General features: G+C 58.5%; 15 protein-coding genes. 5 read left to right on the forward strand and 10 right to left on the reverse strand.

Going from position 1 to position 15,768, the window contains the following annotated elements:
- Positions 1 to 4: 4 nt before the first annotated feature.
- Positions 5 to 1,060 carry an alkaline phosphatase D family protein gene (locus HW556_RS07460; RefSeq protein WP_176899397.1) on the reverse strand — a complete coding sequence of 352 codons (1,056 nt, stop codon included), beginning with the start codon at positions 1,058 to 1,060 and terminating at the stop codon, positions 5 to 7.
- 74 nt (positions 1,061 to 1,134) lie between these two features.
- Between HW556_RS07460 and HW556_RS07465 the strand changes: the two genes are divergently transcribed.
- Positions 1,135 to 1,275: a hypothetical protein gene (locus HW556_RS07465; protein ID WP_176899398.1), complete on the forward strand. Its 141-nt coding sequence runs from the start codon at positions 1,135 to 1,137 to the stop codon at positions 1,273 to 1,275.
- Positions 1,276 to 1,410: 135 nt separating this feature from the next.
- On the opposite strand, the gene HW556_RS07470 is transcribed toward HW556_RS07465, so the two are convergent.
- On the reverse strand, positions 1,411 to 2,658 hold the full coding sequence (locus tag HW556_RS07470; RefSeq protein ID WP_176899399.1) for a carboxypeptidase-like regulatory domain-containing protein: 1,248 nt from the start codon (positions 2,656 to 2,658) through the stop codon (positions 1,411 to 1,413).
- Positions 2,659 to 2,937: 279 nt separating this feature from the next.
- On the opposite strand from HW556_RS07470, the gene HW556_RS07475 reads away from it, so the two are divergent.
- Positions 2,938 to 3,687 (forward strand): superoxide dismutase, encoded by a 750-nt coding sequence (locus HW556_RS07475; protein WP_176899400.1) that lies wholly within the window; start codon positions 2,938 to 2,940, stop codon positions 3,685 to 3,687.
- A gap of 177 nt (positions 3,688 to 3,864) precedes the next feature.
- Here the strand turns inward: HW556_RS07475 and HW556_RS07480 are convergent, their stop codons facing one another.
- The 5 genes from HW556_RS07480 to HW556_RS07500 form a co-directional block, all read right to left on the reverse strand.
- Positions 3,865 to 4,383, reverse strand: a complete 519-nt coding sequence (locus HW556_RS07480) for a DUF6438 domain-containing protein (RefSeq protein ID WP_176899401.1) — start codon at positions 4,381 to 4,383, stop codon at positions 3,865 to 3,867.
- 140 nt (positions 4,384 to 4,523) lie between these two features.
- A complete protein-coding gene (gene yidC, locus HW556_RS07485; RefSeq protein WP_176899402.1) occupies positions 4,524 to 6,428 on the reverse strand; it encodes a membrane protein insertase YidC in 1,905 nt (634 codons plus the stop codon).
- Positions 6,429 to 6,734: 306 nt separating this feature from the next.
- Positions 6,735 to 8,381, reverse strand: coding sequence for a CTP synthase (locus tag HW556_RS07490; RefSeq protein ID WP_176899403.1), 1,647 nt, complete (start codon positions 8,379 to 8,381; stop codon positions 6,735 to 6,737).
- Between the two features lie 119 nt (positions 8,382 to 8,500).
- Positions 8,501 to 9,073 (reverse strand): hypothetical protein, encoded by a 573-nt coding sequence (locus tag HW556_RS07495; RefSeq protein ID WP_176899404.1) that lies wholly within the window; start codon positions 9,071 to 9,073, stop codon positions 8,501 to 8,503.
- Between the two features lie 370 nt (positions 9,074 to 9,443).
- A complete protein-coding gene (locus tag HW556_RS07500) occupies positions 9,444 to 10,859 on the reverse strand; it encodes a dicarboxylate/amino acid:cation symporter (protein ID WP_176899405.1) in 1,416 nt (471 codons plus the stop codon).
- Between the two features lie 176 nt (positions 10,860 to 11,035).
- On the opposite strand from HW556_RS07500, the gene HW556_RS07505 reads away from it, so the two are divergent.
- Positions 11,036 to 12,052 (forward strand): enolase C-terminal domain-like protein, encoded by a 1,017-nt coding sequence (locus HW556_RS07505; protein ID WP_176899406.1) that lies wholly within the window; start codon positions 11,036 to 11,038, stop codon positions 12,050 to 12,052.
- A gap of 110 nt (positions 12,053 to 12,162) precedes the next feature.
- Here the strand turns inward: HW556_RS07505 and HW556_RS07510 are convergent, their stop codons facing one another.
- Positions 12,163 to 12,735 carry a DUF6799 domain-containing protein gene (locus HW556_RS07510; protein WP_176899407.1) on the reverse strand — a complete coding sequence of 191 codons (573 nt, stop codon included), beginning with the start codon at positions 12,733 to 12,735 and terminating at the stop codon, positions 12,163 to 12,165.
- 168 nt (positions 12,736 to 12,903) lie between these two features.
- Between HW556_RS07510 and HW556_RS07515 the strand changes: the two genes are divergently transcribed.
- On the forward strand, positions 12,904 to 13,353 hold the full coding sequence (locus HW556_RS07515; RefSeq protein ID WP_176899408.1) for a MarR family winged helix-turn-helix transcriptional regulator: 450 nt from the start codon (positions 12,904 to 12,906) through the stop codon (positions 13,351 to 13,353).
- A gap of 54 nt (positions 13,354 to 13,407) precedes the next feature.
- On the forward strand, positions 13,408 to 14,049 hold the full coding sequence (locus tag HW556_RS07520; protein ID WP_176899409.1) for a YceI family protein: 642 nt from the start codon (positions 13,408 to 13,410) through the stop codon (positions 14,047 to 14,049).
- Between the two features lie 100 nt (positions 14,050 to 14,149).
- On the opposite strand, the gene HW556_RS07525 is transcribed toward HW556_RS07520, so the two are convergent.
- A complete protein-coding gene (locus HW556_RS07525) occupies positions 14,150 to 14,848 on the reverse strand; it encodes a hypothetical protein (RefSeq protein WP_176899410.1) in 699 nt (232 codons plus the stop codon).
- Between the two features lie 171 nt (positions 14,849 to 15,019).
- Complete coding sequence (locus tag HW556_RS07530; protein WP_176899411.1) at positions 15,020 to 15,577, reverse strand: hypothetical protein; 558 nt, start codon at positions 15,575 to 15,577, stop codon at positions 15,020 to 15,022.
- Positions 15,578 to 15,768: the final 191 nt, after the last annotated feature.

A 15,768-nucleotide genomic window follows, 5' to 3' on the forward strand; every position in this document is an offset into this window, starting at 1 on the left:
GCGCTTATTCCAGACGGATTGCCTGCTCGTAGAAGACGCGGTCAGCCTCGCCGCGCAGCGACATATCCAGCAGCAGCCGGCCCTCCGGAGCCCGGAAACGGAACAACGCGTAGTGCTTCTGATTGACCAGCGGCCCCACCCGTAGCGCGTTTGGCTCGCCGGTATTCTGGGTGGCCGGGTGCGTCAGGCCGCTCGATGTTACCTCCAGCACCGGTCGCGCCAACCCCGGCACTGCCAGCTCCGACACCTCGCCAATGTGCCGGTCGCCGCTGACGAGTAGTAAGCCTTTAGGTTGGGTTTCAGAAAACAGGTTGAGCAGGCGCTGACGGGCGGCCGGGAAGTTGCTCCACTTCTCGTAAGGGTGTTGTGTGGGCAGAAACTGGATGCCCGAGCCGATGATGTGCGCGTCGGCATCGGAGCCGGCCAGCTGCGCGCGCAGCCAAGCCCACTGCGCCTCGCCCAGCACGTCGCCGGTGGGGTTGGGCTGGTACACCTTTTGGGCATCGCGGTACAATGGGTCCTGGAAATACCGGTCGTCGAGCAGCAGCACTTTCACCTTTTTACCGGCCACCCGGTACTCGTAGGCGGCATAAATTCCTTCCTGACGGCGGCGTGGGCTGTCGGCGGGCTCCTCCAGAAAATCGAGGGCCAGCTGCTGATTCTGGGCTTTGAAGGGGTAGTTCTTGTCGCCGTCGTTGCGGCCGTAATCGTGGTCGTCCCAGGTGCCGATGATGCGCGTGCCCTGCTCGCGTAGCTGGCGGTAGCCGGGGTTGTTGAACTGGGTGGCGTACTTGGCCCGCAGCACCGCCGGGTCGTCGGAGTCGCCGTAGATGTTGTCGCCCAGCCACATCCATACATCAGGCTGGTCGCGGGCAATGTCGGCCCACAGCGGCTGGGGCAGATTTTGGCGGCTGCAAGAGCCAAAGGCAATCCGCAGTTCAGCTCCAGACTCGGCCGGAGCAGCCGAAGTAGTAGCAACAGGAATAGTAGCCAGCGGAGCCTTGGGCGAGCAAGCGCCTAGCAGACCCAGCAAAATCAAGCAATGGAGAAGCAGTTTCATGCCCCAAAGATGACTCCCAAGGCCCAAAGCTGCGCCGCTCAGTTACTTTTAGCGCGCTGGCCGGTTACTTTCTCATGCCTGAAAACCCTGAGCCGCGCCGCGCCTACCATTCCAACAGTGACATCCGCCTGTTCAAATTCATCGGCATTGGCCTGGGCTGCGCTTTCCTAACCGGTCTGGTGCTGATGGGGCTGGTGCTGTATTTCAGCTTGTGAAAGTAGAGTTCATGACCAAAAAAACGTCATTCAGAGCGAAGCGAAGAATCTCGCGTGCTACAGTATTCCTCACAATAAGGGGTTAGTGTGCGAGATTCTTCGTTTCGCTCTGAATGACGTTTTTTAAGCTAACCGCTAGCGCCGGGCGGGCTTGCGGTTCTGGCCTTTCACCATTGAGCCGAAAGCGCCCTTCTTCTCGAAAGCGGATACTACCTCATCCTCCGCTGGGGTACGCTTAACCACCGGGTTGTTGGCCCAGAACTCGGGGTCGTAAGGCTTGGCCCGGATGGCGTCCAGGTCACGGTCGTTGAGGCTGGCCTGGGCATACGGCAGGCGCGGGTTGGTAGTGCTCTGGTTGTAGAAGTAGGTGAACGACGTCACCTTAACGGCCAGCGGCTCCTTGCCCGGCTCAGTCAGGTCAGTCGTCAGGTCCATTTTCATCAGCTCCAGCGGGGCCACACCGGCCGCGCCGCCGGGCTTAAAGGTCATTTCGATGGTGAGCTTGGCATTGGTGAATTTCTGGCGCGGGTTGCTGGTGCTGCCCGTGAAGCTGGGCTGTACCACCCGGTAGCGCACCACCTGGTTGGTTTCCAGGTCAATCCAGACGGTGCCCTGGGCCTGGTAGGCCAGCTCGGGCCGGGTTTCGAAACCGATTTCAGCAACCCCACCAGTCGAGTCTTCGCCCACAATGCCTTTCAGTTCCAGCAGGTAGTTTTTCTCCACGTTGGGGCTGAACAGCGCCAGCGAAGTGGTGCTGTCCTGCCGGATGTCGAAGAGGCCGTAGCGGCGGGTGTACACCGAAAAGTTGTTCAGGCTGATAGGCGCCTGCACGCCGGCATAGCGGCCCTGGGCCAGCGTGGTCCCCTCGATGCGGGCCGGGTTGGATTTCACGTTCCAGACTACCTCCTGCAGCTCGGTGGGCTCATCGTCGATGCGCGTAATCTGGCGGTAAAAGGCGCGGCCGTAGTAGCTGCGGCGGTAGTTGCGCGCCAGGTTGCGGAAAGCCCTGTCTACGAGCTGGAACGGGTAACTGGCCACTTTCACTTCGGGCAGCACTACGGAAGCCGGAGCCAGCGTAATGTTCAGCAGTTCGCCACCCGCCGCTACGCGCACCGTGTCGCGCACGTGGCTCAACTCCGATACCAGCAGCTGGGCCGGTAACTCCTTCACAACGAGCGTAAACTCGCCCTCTAGGTTGGTGGTGGTGCCGTTGGTAGTGCCCAACACGGCAATGCTGGCGAAGGGCAGTACTTCCTGGGTTTCCCGGTCGCGCACCACGCCCCGCAGCTGCACCTGCGCCTGACCAAGGTGGGCGAGGCCCAGCAAAACCAGCAGAAGAGAGAGAAAACGAACGGCAGACGGCGAATAGCGAAGAGTTGGCATATGCATCAGAAGGCGAGAAGCCGCGGGACGGCGGCCAGAAAAGAGGTAACGCGGGCCGCTCCCAAAACCGTGCCCGAGCGCGTAAAAGTACGGCCAAAACCGAACCTAGACCGGCAATTGCAGTTAAGCCTTGGTATATTGGAGCAGTATCTGCTGCTGGTTACTCGTTTTTTGAGGAAGATCTTTCCAGCGTATTAGACGAAGAGTTTTGCCTCGGAAACGAACCAATCGGCCCCGAAAAACGAATAACTAACTATTGAAAACGAAAGCCTCCTTCCTATGATCAAGCGTGATTTCCTCAAAACCGGCCTGCTCACTGCCCTCGGAGCCATAGTAAGCCCTGCCCTGCTGGCCGCCGCCCACGACGAGAAGCTGTTGCGCCAAGCCCGCGCTACCCCCATTGCCGACGGCCCCTTTACGCTGCCTGCGCTGCCCTACGCCTTCAATGGCTTGGAGCCCCACATCGACGCCCGGACGATGGAAATCCACCACGACGCCCACCACAAGGGCTACGTGAGCAAGCTGAACGCGGCCGTAATGGGCACGCCGGCCGAAAAACTGAGCATGGCTGACTTGCTGGCTTCCATGAGCAAGCAGAGTGAAGCCGTGCGCAACAACGCCGGCGGCCACTGGAACCACTCGTTCTTCTGGCTGACCATGACCCCCAAAGGTGGCGGGCAGCCTACCGGTACCCTCAAAGCCGCCATCGACAAAGACTTCGGCTCCTTCGATAAGTTCAGCGAGGAGTTCACCAAAGTGGCCAGTTCGCGCTTCGGCTCGGGCTGGGCTTGGCTGATAGTGGACAGGAAAACCGGCAAGCTGGCCGTCACCTCGACTCCCAACCAGGACAATCCGCTCATGGACCTGCCCGGCAACCAGCGCGGCCTGCCCATAGTCGGCCTCGATGTTTGGGAGCACGCCTATTACCTCAAGCACCAAAACAAGCGCCCCGACTACATCAAAAATTTCTGGAACGTTGTCAACTGGCCCGAAGCCGGCCGCCTATACGACGCTGCCAAAAAAGGCTGAGTAGGCTGAAAGCTGAAGAGAAAAAGGCTGGGCCGCTGAACGCTACCATTAGGTTCGTTCAGCGGTCCAGCCTTTTTCTCTTCGTATTGAAAATAAAGAATTCCCCACCTAAGCTGCAGCTTCGCGCTACATGCTCGCGGCCTCTTTTACGTAAGTAGTATTGATGTAAGGCAGCTTCTACTTTTCGGCCACTACGCCCAGCGCCTTTTGCACCTCGTAATCGAGTTTGGTAAAGAGCTTTTGCAGGCTCTCGGGGCCGCCTTCGTCTACGCGCACGCTTTTGGTGCCTTGGGCCGTCGTGATAGCAAGGATGGTAGAAGGCATGTCGAGGGCACCTTTAGAGTACACGTCGCGCAGTTGCATGAAGCCAAGTTGGTCGGCCTCGCGTAGAAGCTGCTGCACCACGGCCGGCGCCAGCTGTACCGTGCGGTTGCCCACCACGGGAGCATGCTCGCGGCCCTCATACTCCAGGCGGCCGTCGGCAAAAAAGCGGGCCGTGTAGTCGGGGCAGGTGCCGAAACAGGCCGTGCGCCCGAATACGAGCACGGCTTCCTGCTGCTGAGGCTGCGTGGTGGTAGTGGTATTAGTGGCAGGGGCCGCAGTGCCGGTAACGGCCGGGCGGCTGGTTTTGCAGGCGGGCAGCGCGGGCAGGCCAAGCACCAGCATAAGCAACGGAAGGAGCAGGGGAGTACGCATGGAGCAGGGGAAAGGCAGGAAGGGAAAGGTGGGTAAATATACTAATTCGCTAATGCCAAAGTTCGGGCCAGAAGCCACCAAAAAGCCCCGCTACCATAACAGGTGCGGGGCTTTGCGGTAGATACAACCGTTACGGAAGCTTACGAGCGGCGGGTTTTGCGCGGCTTCTTCGGGTTGGTTACGTCGTCGGCACCGGTGCCGGGTTCGGCCTCATCGGCCGCGTCGTTGTTGGAGCTCATCTTCTTGCTGCTACCCGGCTTGGCTTGGGCGTCGCGCTCCTGGGCTGCCTTCATAGCATCGGCCAGGCGGGCCGAGAAGCCGCTGGGCTTCTTGTCCTTGTTCTTCACCTTATTGGCTTCGAGCTTGGCCCGTACCTTGTCGTCATCGATAAAGGTGCGGGTAAGTGCTATCTGGCCCATCGTTACCAGGTTGGAAACCAAGTAGTACCAGGTCAGGCCGGCAGAGAAGCTGTTGAGTACGAAGAAGAAAATCAGCGGCATCAGGTAGCTGTAGAACTTCATCGGGCCCTGCATGGCCGAGGGGTTGTTCTGGTTGGTCTGGTAGGTCATACCCAGCGTCGAAATCGTCATCAGCACCGTGAAAAGGCTGATGTGGCTGCCCATGAACGGCAGGGCGAAGGGCAGCTTGAAGAACTCGTCGTAGGTGCTCAAGTCGGGCGCCCACAAAAACGCTTCCTGCCGCAGTTCAATGGCGTTGGGGAAGAACTGGAACATGGCAAACAGAATCGGCATCGTGAGTAGCGTGGGCACGCAGCCACTCAGCGGATTGACGCCCATGCTCTGGTTGAGCTTCATGGTCTCCTGCTGCTGCTTCATCTGGTCATCCGGGTACTTCTCCTTGATGGCGTCGATTTCCGGCTTGAGCACTTTCATCTTGGCCTGGCTCTCGTAGGTTTTGTACGTCAGCGGCCAGGTAACCAGCTTTATCAGGATTACCAGCAGGAAGATAATCAGTCCGTAAGAGGCGATGTACTGCTGCAGAAAGTGGAACACTGGCAGGACCACGAAGCGGTTTACCCAGCGGAACAGGCCCCAGCCCAAGGACACGTTGCGGTCGAATTCAGGCGCCACCGTTTTGAGCAAATCCAACGAGTTCGGACCAAAGAAGAACCGGTAGTTGGCCTTACCCTGCTGCACATCCGTCACCGGAATCTTGAGCGTGCTGCTCAGCGTCTTGATGTAAGTCGAATCGTTAAGGTCAACTGTTGAGTTCAACTGGCCCGACGTAAACTCGTTGTCGGCAATGATACCGGCGATAAAGAAGTCGTGCTTGTGAGCGGCCCACTTCATGGGCTCCTCCACCTTAATCTCCTCTGGGGTCTCGCTGGCCTCGAACAGGACCGTATGGTCGCCCGATACGAGGTAGCGGTTAATGGCGGTGTGGTTGCGGTTCAGCTTGCGGTCCTGCTCGGTCTGGCGCACGTTGTCCACGAACGTGAACGTGAGCGGCTCCTGGGCCAGCGTCTGGTTCAGGCCGTTAAAACGCAGCTGGTAGCCCACCTCGTACGATTCGGGTGCCAGCGTGTAGGTCTGCTCAATCTGTCCGCCAGCCACCTCGGCCACGAAGCGCACCGCATTGCTGCCCTGGGGCTCAGCCCGGAAGTAGAGTTCCGACAGTTTTATCTGCTGGCCACTGATGGTGCGGAAGCGCAGGTCCATCTGGGCGCTCTTTGCATCAAAAATATCGAGTGGCTTACCCCAGAATGTTTTATACTTATGCAGGCGCGCAGCCTGAGGCTGGCCGCCCTTCGAGGAGAAGGTCACGGTCAGCAGCTTGTTGCTCAACTCCGTCGTTTGGGCCGTGCCCTGGGCGGCGGCAGCAAAAGAGCCGAGCTGCTTCACCAGTTGCGCCGAATCGGGTGCGACAGGAGCGGCGGCGGTACGGGCCGAGTCGGTGCCCGCAGTAGCCGACTTAGTCGTTTTGGCCAACTCGACGGCGGCGGGCTCGGGTTTGGGAGCGAACTGAAGATAAATCAGAAGCAAGGCCGCCATCAAGAATAGGCCGATTGCTGAATTTCTGTCCATTTACTGAAATGTGTGCGGAGCTACGCCGAGGCGCTTCCAACGGAAAATAAAGAGCCGGGCACCGGCCAAAGTCCGCCACCCGGCCGCAAAGGTCGGACTTACGCGCCGAATATTTTTCGGCGGGGAAATTTTGAGGTGGGAAACCGGAAGTTGAAGTGATGGATTAGGGCAAAAAGAATGTCATGCTGAGCGAAGCGGAGTGCAGACGAAGCATCTCTACCGCTTCGTCTGCATCGTTGAATGAGGCGGTAGAGATGCTGCGCCTTCACTCAGTATGACGTTCTTTTTCCTCTTCCCATCAACCTTCTACAACCCCTTCCGATACTGAATGGCCGCTTTTACAAAGCGCACAAACAGCGGATGGGGGTTCTGAACGGTGCTTTTCAGCTCGGGGTGAAACTGGCCGGCCACGAACCAAGGGTGGTCGGCCAACTCAACTACTTCTACCAGGTCGGTTTCGGGGTTGCGGCCACTGGCCAGCATCCCGGCCGCCTCAAAGCGCTCCAGGTAGTCGTTGTTGAATTCGTAGCGGTGGCGGTGCCGCTCGCTGATTTGGTTGCGGCCGTAGGCTTTAGCGGCCTTCGAGCCCCGGCGCAATTCGCAGTCGTAGGCACCCAGGCGCATGGTGCCGCCTTTCTGGGTGATGTTCTTCTGCTCCTCCATCATGGCAATGACGGGCTCGGGTGTCTGCGCGTCCATCTCCGTCGACGAGGCTTCCGTCAGGCCCAGCACGTTGCGCGCAAACTCCACCATTGCCACCTGCATGCCCAGGCAGATGCCAAAGAACGGGATGCCGTTTTCGCGCACGTACTGCACGGCGGCAATCTTGCCCTCGAATCCTCGCTCGCCAAAACCGGGCGCCACCAGCACGCCGTGTACGCCGGCCAGCTGCTGGGCCACGTTCTCGGCCGTCAGGTTGTCGCTCTGGATGCTGCGCACCGTTACCTTGCACTCGTTCTGCGCCCCGGCATGAATGAACGACTCGATGATGGACTTGTAGGCGTCGGGCAGCTCCACGTACTTGCCCACCAGCGCAATCGTCACTTCCTCGGTCGGGTTTTTCAGCCGGCCCAAAAAGTCCTTCCAGGCTTCCAAATCGGGCTGGGCTGCGCCGCCTTTCAGGTTAAGCTTCTTGATAACTCGCTCATCCAAATGCTCTTTAAGCATGAGCAGCGGCACCGAATATATGCTGTCGGCATCGAGGCTTTCGATAACCGAGTTGATGTTGACGTTGCAGAACAGCGCAATCTTGCGGCGCATCTCGGCCGGAATCGGGTGCTCGGAGCGGCACACCAGAATATCGGGCTGCAAGCCGGCACTGCGCAAATCGCGCACTGAGTGCTGGGTGGGCTTGGTTTTGAGCTCCCCGGCGGCCTTCAGGTAGGGCAACAGTGTGAGATGAATAACCAGCGTATTGTTCTCGGGCAAATCCCAGCGCAACTGCCGCACCGACTCGACGAAAGGCAGGCTCTCAATGTCGCCAATCGAGCCCCCGATTTCGGTAATGACCACATCAAACTGCCCGGTCTGGCCCAGCAGCAGCATGCGCCGCTTTATCTCGTCGGTGATGTGGGGTACTACCTGCACGGTTTTACCCAGGTAAGCGCCCTCGCGCTCCTTGGTAATCACGTGGTCGTAGATGCGGCCAGTGGTAACGTTGTTCGCCTGTGAGGTGGGTACGTTTAGGAACCGCTCGTAGTGGCCCAGGTCGAGGTCGGTCTCGGCGCCGTCGTCGGTTACGTAACACTCACCGTGCTCGTAAGGGTTGAGCGTGCCGGGGTCGATGTTGATGTAGGGGTCGAACTTCTGGATAGTGACCCGGAAGCCCCGGGCCTGCAGCAGCTTGGCCAGCGAGGCCGAGATGATGCCCTTACCCAGGGAGGAAGTAACGCCGCCCGTTACAAAAATGTACTTGGCCGTTGGCGCCGCGGAAGTGGAATTTCGGTCTGGCATAACGGGAAACAAAGTTAGCCGTTATATCCGGCCGCCGGCCGTTGCAAAGGAGTTATTTTAGGTTAAGGGCTGATGGCAGGATAACAGCTGCTTCTACCTCCTCACCCCAACGACGGCCGCTACTGCTCCAGCGACACGCCAACGACTTCCTGAATCGGGCCAGTACTGAGCAGTTGCTGCCGCACTGTATCGGCAGCCTGCTCCAACTGGGGCCTAATCTGGTCGAGCGCCAGGCGCAGTGCCTGCACGTCGGCGAGGCGGGAGGCATGGCCGTAGCCCTGGCCATAGCCGTGGTACATGGCTACGCGTACTTTGCTGCGACCCTGGCCGGTATAAGTGCCGATGGTTTCGCCGTGGGCGTCGATGATCTGTACTTCAGCGCGGACGTCGGTGCGGTACCACTCCAGCGGAATGCCCAGCAAGCTAGGCGTCATCAGCGTCAGCATCTGAAAAATCTGCAGAACCCGGCCGGTGCGCTGCTGCGTGGCCTGAATGATTTGCAGTTTGGCATAGCCGTACTGCACGCTGTCGAGGCCTACGTCGAGGCCCGTCGTGGCAGATTCGGCCAAATGATAAGACAGCTCCTGGCGGAACAGCTTGCCCGGATCATCGGGGAAACCGTCTTCGGAGTTGGTCGTGAGCGGGCCGGCATCTACTACGGCTTGCAGCTTAGGCAGCGTGCCGATGGCCACGGAGTTGTTGCTCTTGACAGTCCGGGATATGGCCTTTTCAGTCGACTTGCAACTGCCTAGGCTCAGAGCCGCCAGCAGCAATAAAGCACTTCCACGATATATACTTCTCATACACATTCCAGTCAGTGGGCTGTCAGTCAGATAGAAATGCAAAAATACGGGGAAACTGAGGGAAAAGATTTCTGTTGTTAGATGAAAAAAAAGGCTGTTATAGTACTCACATAACAAAAAATGGAACTGCTCCCGGATAATTAAGAAACCCCCGCTTTTTGTACAAAAAAGTGCCCCGCCAGTATCATACTGGCGGGGCACTTTTGGTTGGGTATAATCTCATCCAGAGCGCAGCGAAGAACGACGTTCTTCCACTGTCTTAATGGCCGTGCTGCACCAAAGCGCTGTCGGCTTCGGCCAGGTCGTCAACCGGGTCGGGGGCCACGTAGTTATCGATGAACTCGCCTTCCCAGCGGGCTACTACGGCCGAGGCCAGGCAGTTACCGGCTACGTTTACGGCCGTGCGGGCCATGTCCATGAGGGCATCAATACCAAGGATGATGAACACCGGCCAAGCCGGCAGATTAAACGAAGCCACTGTGGCCAGCAGGATAACGAGTGAGGCGCGGGGTACACCGGCCACACCCTTGCTGGTGAGCATGAGGGTAAACACCATTACCAACTGCTGCCCCCAAGTGAGGTCGACGCCCGCCGCCTGGGCCACAAATACGGCTGCCAGCGAGAGGTAGAGCGTGGTGCCATCGAGGTTGAATGAGTAGCCTGTGGGCATCACGAAGGCCACAATGCGGCGCGGTACGCCCACGCTTTCCATGGCTTCCATAGCTCGCGGCAACGCCGCCTCCGACGAGGTAGTGGCGAAGGCAATGCTCACCGGCTCTGCAATGGCCTTCACGATGCGCATAACCGGCAGGCGCGCAATAAGGGCCACCGGCAGTAACACCACAAACACGAACACAATGAGCGCCGCATACAGCGTAAGCAGCAACTGAAACGCGTTGAAAAGCGGCGCAAAGCCCATTTTACCCACCGTGTAGGCAATGGCTCCGCCCACGCCGATGGGGGCGAAGTACATCACCACGTTGGTAAACTTGAACATCACCTCCGATAGGCTCTCGGTAATCGTAATCATGGGCTGGCGGTGGCGCTGGTGCACCATGGCCAAGCCCACGGCGAAAATCAGGGCAAACACCACTACCTGCAGCACCTCGCCGTTGGCTACCGACTTAGCAATATTTTCGGGGAAAATGTGCAGAATAATGTCGCTGGTGGTCTGCTCCACGGCTTGTAGCTCTTCCACGTCGGCCGCAATGCCGGTGCGGTCGATGCCGGCGCCGGCCTTAGTCAGGTTGATGGCGGCCAGACCGATAAAGAGGGCAAACGTAGTGACGACTTCAAAGTATACCAGCGCCTTGATGCCCATGCGGCCCACCTGCTTAAGGTCGGCGTGGCCGGCAATGCCTACCACGAGCGTGGCGAATACCAGCGGCGCAATAATGGTTTTCACGAGGCGCAGGAAAATGTCGCTCAGCACCTTGAGGTTGCGGGCCACTTCGGGGTAGTCGTTGCCGATTTCAGCCCCGATAAACATGCTGATGACAATCCAGAACGTGAGGGAGCGGCGCTTCCAGGCGGCCCAGGTGAGGGCGGCCAGAAACAGCCAGCGAGCGGCCAGCGCCACATTTGGATCGAGCAGAGTGCGGCTGGCCAGCACCGTGAGGCCGGCGGCCAGCGCGAACAAAACGAGAACCAGGAGCGTGAGTCGGGATATTTTCATGCGGTGTAGGAGTGCGGGGCACGCACCCGCCGGTTTGGTGGGAGTAGTGATGGAGTGCAGTAATTGACGCTGCCTGTAAAAGCAGCATCCGACAAATATAGGCGGCCTGACCGGAGAACCGCAGCCGAACCATTAGCTTCGGCTGCGGCTTGCCCACCATCCGGCCGCCTCGCTCTATGCTTACCTGGACGCTCACGCCCCTGACGCTACCGCTGCGCTTCACCTGGAAAATTGCCCGCAATGCTTCGGCCTCCAAAACCAACCTACTGCTGCAGGTGGCCGGTAGTGGCTACAGTGGCCGCGGCGAGGCGGCACCCAACATCCGCTACCACGAAACGCCCGAAGGCTTGCAACAGGAGTTTGCGCAACTGCAGGCTGCCGACTTGGGCCACTGCGAAACGCTGGCCGAGCTAACCGATTTTCTGGCCCAGCACAAGCCGGCCGCCGCACTCCGCTTCGCCCTCGAATCAGCGTTTGTGCACCGTGAGGCAGCCCGGCTGGGGTTGTCCGTGCCCGAATTTCTGGGCGTGCCCGCCCCGGCCGGGCCAGTGCCCACGGCGGCTACATTGCCTATTATGGAGCCGGGAGAGGTGGCCGGTTTTATCCGCGAGCAGAACCTGGACCGGTTTCCGCTGCTGAAAATTAAAGTGAATCGCGAAGGGGGCCTCGACCTACTGCGCGAGGTAACGCGCCTGCTGCCCGGCCACCCGCTCATCATCGACGGCAACGAAGCCTGGCCCCATGCCGATAGCCTGCGCCAAAGCTGGGAGCAGATACAGCGGTTGCCCGGCCTGCGCGTGCGCCTGCTCGAACAGCCGCTGCCTGCCACCTGCTCCGCCGACTACCGCGCCCTCAAAGGCCAGCTCGGGTGCCCCGTTTTCGCCGACGAGTCCGTTACCGACGGGGCCGACTTCGCCGATATTGCCCGGCAGTTTGATGGCGTGAACATGAAGCTGATGAAGGCCGGCGGCTACCTCAACGGTCTGCGCATCCTGCGCGAAACCCGCGCCCAAGGCCTGCAAACGATGCTCGGCTGTATGGTTGAAACCTCACTCGGCATCTGGTCAGCCCTGCAGATAAGCGCCCTGGCCGATGTCTGCGACCTCGACGGCTTCCTGATTGTGCGCGATGAGCCGTTTGGGATGGTGCAGGAACAAAACGGGCTGTTACGTGACTCGATGAAGAAAGCGTAAGAGAACGTCATTTAGAGCGAAGCGAAGAATCTCGCCTGCTACGGTAATCCTTACGTCAGGAGTTACTGCAGCAGGCGAGATTCTTCGCTTCGCTCTGAATGACGGGCTGCTTACTTCAGCTTGGCATCGATGGCCTGAATCTGGCTGTCCAGTGCCGAAGTGTCGGCGGATTTGCCGCCGCTGCTGAGCAGGCTGATTTTCTGGTTGAGCAGGCCGATTTTCTGCGCCATGAGCCCGATTTTGTCGTTCATCTCGTTCAGGCGGGTTTCCATGGCGGCAGCGTTGCCCGGGGCCGGGCGCGGGTCGGTGTAGGTGCTGAACTCGGCGGTAGTGGCTACCGAATTGTCGCCGCGGGCCTGAGCGGCACTGGCCGGCGAGCCGAACACGATGTCGCCGTTGGGCCGCACGTAGTCGCCCGCTTTGAGAGTAGTGATTTTACCGCCGGGTAGCTCCACAATGCCGCTCTTGTAGTTGATCTTGGTGCCGTTTCTCAGCAGTACATTTTTGCTGAGCGAGGTAGCACGCTGGCCCTTCATGAGCACTACCTCGCCGTTCTGAAGCATAAACCGGTCGGAGGGTGATGTTTCAACGGGGCCGGCGACTTCGCCGGCGGGCCGCGTCTGGGCGTGCAGGGTAGGGGTGGCGGCCAGGGCCAGCAGCAGGGCGCAGAGTATCTTTTTCATGGGTGCCAAGTTAAGTCAGAGAATGCAGCTGCTTACGGCATTCAGGGCGTTGCGTTGGCCGGGCGGCGCGGTTGTTTTCTGCCCGGCCTGATGTATTACCGGAACTGTCGCGGATAATTAAATGTATGTACATATATTTGTCGCCAGTTCTGCCTTTTCCCGCTGCCCATGAAGATTGAGGACGAAATCAAACAGGTTGCCTTCCGCGACGACTACCAGAAGGCGCACGTCAACCTGATTTTTACGGCCAACTGGCTGCAGCAGCAGCAAAGCGGCTTTTTCAAGCAGTTCGGCCTCACGCTGCCGCAGTTCAACATTCTGCGGATTCTGCGCGGCCAGCACCCCAAACCTGCCACCGTTAACTTACTTATTGAGCGCATGCTCGACAAAACCAGCAACGCCTCGCGCATTGTTGATAAACTGGAAGCTAAAGAGTTGGTAACGCGTTGCGTGTGCCCCAGCAACCGCCGCGCCGTCGATATCCGCATCAGCGACCCAGGCCTGGAGTTGCTCGGCCGTCTCGATGCAGCCATGAACGACCAGCAGTTCGGGGTGCAGAACCTCACGTCAGCCGATGCTGCCCAGCTTAGCCGGCTACTCGATAAAATCCGCGACTAGCGGCGACAAGTCATAGTTTCTCCATTTGCTCTTTTCACTTCTTCACTTTTTGTCATGAAAAAAATCTTCCTGCCCGCTTTGCTGGCCGCTTCGTTGCTGGCTGCTGCTCCGGCCTCAGCCCAGAAAAAAGCCAAAACCACCTCGACCCAGACGGCCTCCGTGGCCGGCTACCAGCTTCAGCCTCAGTTGAGCACGCTGGGCTGGGAGGGTAAAAAAGTAACCGGTGCTCACAACGGCACCATGCAGTTCCAGAGCGGTGCCATTGCTGTGCGCGGCAACCAGATTACAGGTGGTAAGTTTATTGTCGATATGAACTCGCTGAAAGTGGAGGACATCAAGGATGCTGATTCCAACGGCAAGCTGGTGGGCCACCTGCGCTCCGATGACTTCTTTAGCATCGATAAGAACGCCACTTCCACGTTCACCATCACCAGCATCGCGCCGCTGCGGGGCGATGCTAAAGGCAACAACTCCACCATCACCGGCGACCTTACCATCAAGGGCATCACCCAGCGCATCAGCTTCCCGGCTAAAACCGGCGTGAAAGGTGGTGTGGCCTCGGCCACCGGTGTTGCTACCATCGACCGCACCAAGTTCGACATCAAGTACGGTTCCAAGTCGTTCTTCGAAAGCATCGGCGACAAAGCCATCATGGACGAGTTTATGCTCAGCTTCAACGTAATCGCCAAGAAGTAAAATAATACTTCGTGCTTAAGCTATGAAGCTTGAAGTCGGTAAACAAAAAGGCCCCGCAACAACCGTTGCGGGGCCTTTTTGTGTGTTCTGAAGCTAGGGTTTACTGCCCACTGGCATTGGGCACAGCCGCCGGGGCTGGCGTGGCAGCCGGGGCGGCTGCCGCGCTGTTGCGGAGCGTGAGCTTGAGCGGAGCTACGTTGGTTTCGCGCAGGGCCACAATGCCGTAAACGGTTTCGCCAGGCTGCAGCACTTTGTTGGTCAGGTCGTAGCGGGCTAGCTCGTTGCGCATGTTTTTGTTGGCCCCACTGGCCCCCAACATATTGCCACCGGCAATGAACGGACCAGTAGGAAGGAAGACCCGGTTATCTTCCGTTATCTGGCCATTCACAGTGGTATAGTTGCCAACATTGAAGTTCAGCAACACATACAATAAGTAAATGGCCACGCCCTGCTTCAGATCTTCGGATGCCTGCATAGAGGAAACCGGCTGAATGGGCCGGTCGCCAAAGGTCAGCTCCAGGTCGCGGGAGAAGTTGAGCTCGTTGGCCGTGTTGTTGCGCAGCTGAACGGCCACCATTTGGTAACCGCGCTTGCGCTCCTTCTTCACGTACTTTTTGTTGGCCCCGTTAGTAAGCAGCGCGCTGTAACGGTAGCCGAAATCGACCGGAGCGCCCGCTGGAGCGGCCGATTGATATGAGGTGATACGCTCCGGCTGGATAGCGTGGTAGCTGCCGGCACAGCTCGACAGCAAAACGGCAGCCGAAACAACGGCTGCCACTTGGGTAAAGGTTTTTCGCATATAAATACGATGAGAATGATAGGATTAGAATACCACACACTGATATTCCGACCAAATGTATAGGACAGCAGAACTGCTTGCTGCTATGCAATGATAAAATTTATACTTTTTGTTAGCCCAGTCTATAACTTTTTTTGAATAGCCTAATTGGCATCATATATTGAACCGATATCAGTCGGCCAATACCAGTTCGCGCGGTAGCTCGAACTTGAGGCTGCGGCTCTTGCTGCGGGCGTGCAGCTGGGTCAGGAAGTCGTCGAGGTCGGCTTTGTATTCGAGCCAGAGGTCTTCGTGCAGGTTCTTCTGTACCAGTTGCGTAGTGCGGGCGGCAAGCCGGGCCGTGGCCGTAAAAAAGCCCGCGTACGGGCTCTCGAACTGGCCGGTGTAATTTTCGAAGATATGGCGCAGCGCGTACAGATTCAGGTCGATTTCCAGGCGCTTGTCCTTGGTAATGCGGCGGGCGCGGGCCACCTCTTTCACCGTTTTGCTCAATGCCTTGGTAAGGCTGCGGTTGAGCAGCCGCCCGGTGGCACCCACCGCAAATAGTTCGTGAATCTGGTCGGAGGCCTGCTCGTACACCGTGGCTGCGTCTACGTCGGGCAGCAGCTCGAAGCAGAGGGTGTCGTACAACTCGGCGTCGCGGCGAGCGGCTCGTAGTAGCAGGGCTTCCTTCTCCTTCTCGGAAAGCTGTTTGAGGGCGCGCTTGAAATCGGCGGACGGGATAGGCATTGGGTTCAATTAAAAAATAAAATTGACGAATTAAAAGTTGTTGGGGCCTTCGCAGGAACCACAAAACCGCTGCGTGGGCTTCAGCAAAACTCTTTTACGGAACCCGGAAACGAATCGGCGTGCCACCCTGTTATACCCGGCTGCCAAGGACGTAGCAGCCAGTTTTCTGGCCGGTTTTTCGTATTTTTGTG

Origin of the sequence: Hymenobacter terrestris (assembly GCF_013377905.1) — a bacterium.
Classification (GTDB): domain Bacteria; phylum Bacteroidota; class Bacteroidia; order Cytophagales; family Hymenobacteraceae; genus Hymenobacter; species Hymenobacter terrestris.

Excerpts from the sequence above, each read along its gene's own strand:
- HW556_RS07460 (WP_176899397.1), bottom strand. The coding sequence starts at position 1,060 with ATGAAACTGCTTCTCCATTGCTTGATTTTGCTGGGTCTGCTAGGCGCT.
- HW556_RS07465 (WP_176899398.1), top strand. The coding sequence starts at position 1,135 with ATGCCTGAAAACCCTGAGCCGCGCCGCGCCTACCATTCCAACAGTGAC.
- HW556_RS07470 (WP_176899399.1), bottom strand. The coding sequence starts at position 2,658 with ATGCCAACTCTTCGCTATTCGCCGTCTGCCGTTCGTTTTCTCTCTCTT.
- HW556_RS07475 (WP_176899400.1), top strand. The coding sequence starts at position 2,938 with ATGATCAAGCGTGATTTCCTCAAAACCGGCCTGCTCACTGCCCTCGGA.
- HW556_RS07480 (WP_176899401.1), bottom strand. The coding sequence starts at position 4,383 with ATGCGTACTCCCCTGCTCCTTCCGTTGCTTATGCTGGTGCTTGGCCTG.
- yidC (WP_176899402.1), bottom strand. The coding sequence starts at position 6,428 with ATGGACAGAAATTCAGCAATCGGCCTATTCTTGATGGCGGCCTTGCTT.
- HW556_RS07490 (WP_176899403.1), bottom strand. The coding sequence starts at position 8,381 with ATGCCAGACCGAAATTCCACTTCCGCGGCGCCAACGGCCAAGTACATT.
- HW556_RS07500 (WP_176899405.1), bottom strand. The coding sequence starts at position 10,859 with ATGAAAATATCCCGACTCACGCTCCTGGTTCTCGTTTTGTTCGCGCTG.
- HW556_RS07505 (WP_176899406.1), top strand. The coding sequence starts at position 11,036 with ATGCTTACCTGGACGCTCACGCCCCTGACGCTACCGCTGCGCTTCACC.
- HW556_RS07510 (WP_176899407.1), bottom strand. The coding sequence starts at position 12,735 with ATGAAAAAGATACTCTGCGCCCTGCTGCTGGCCCTGGCCGCCACCCCT.
- HW556_RS07515 (WP_176899408.1), top strand. The coding sequence starts at position 12,904 with ATGAAGATTGAGGACGAAATCAAACAGGTTGCCTTCCGCGACGACTAC.
- HW556_RS07520 (WP_176899409.1), top strand. The coding sequence starts at position 13,408 with ATGAAAAAAATCTTCCTGCCCGCTTTGCTGGCCGCTTCGTTGCTGGCT.
- HW556_RS07525 (WP_176899410.1), bottom strand. The coding sequence starts at position 14,848 with ATGCGAAAAACCTTTACCCAAGTGGCAGCCGTTGTTTCGGCTGCCGTT.
- HW556_RS07530 (WP_176899411.1), bottom strand. The coding sequence starts at position 15,577 with ATGCCTATCCCGTCCGCCGATTTCAAGCGCGCCCTCAAACAGCTTTCC.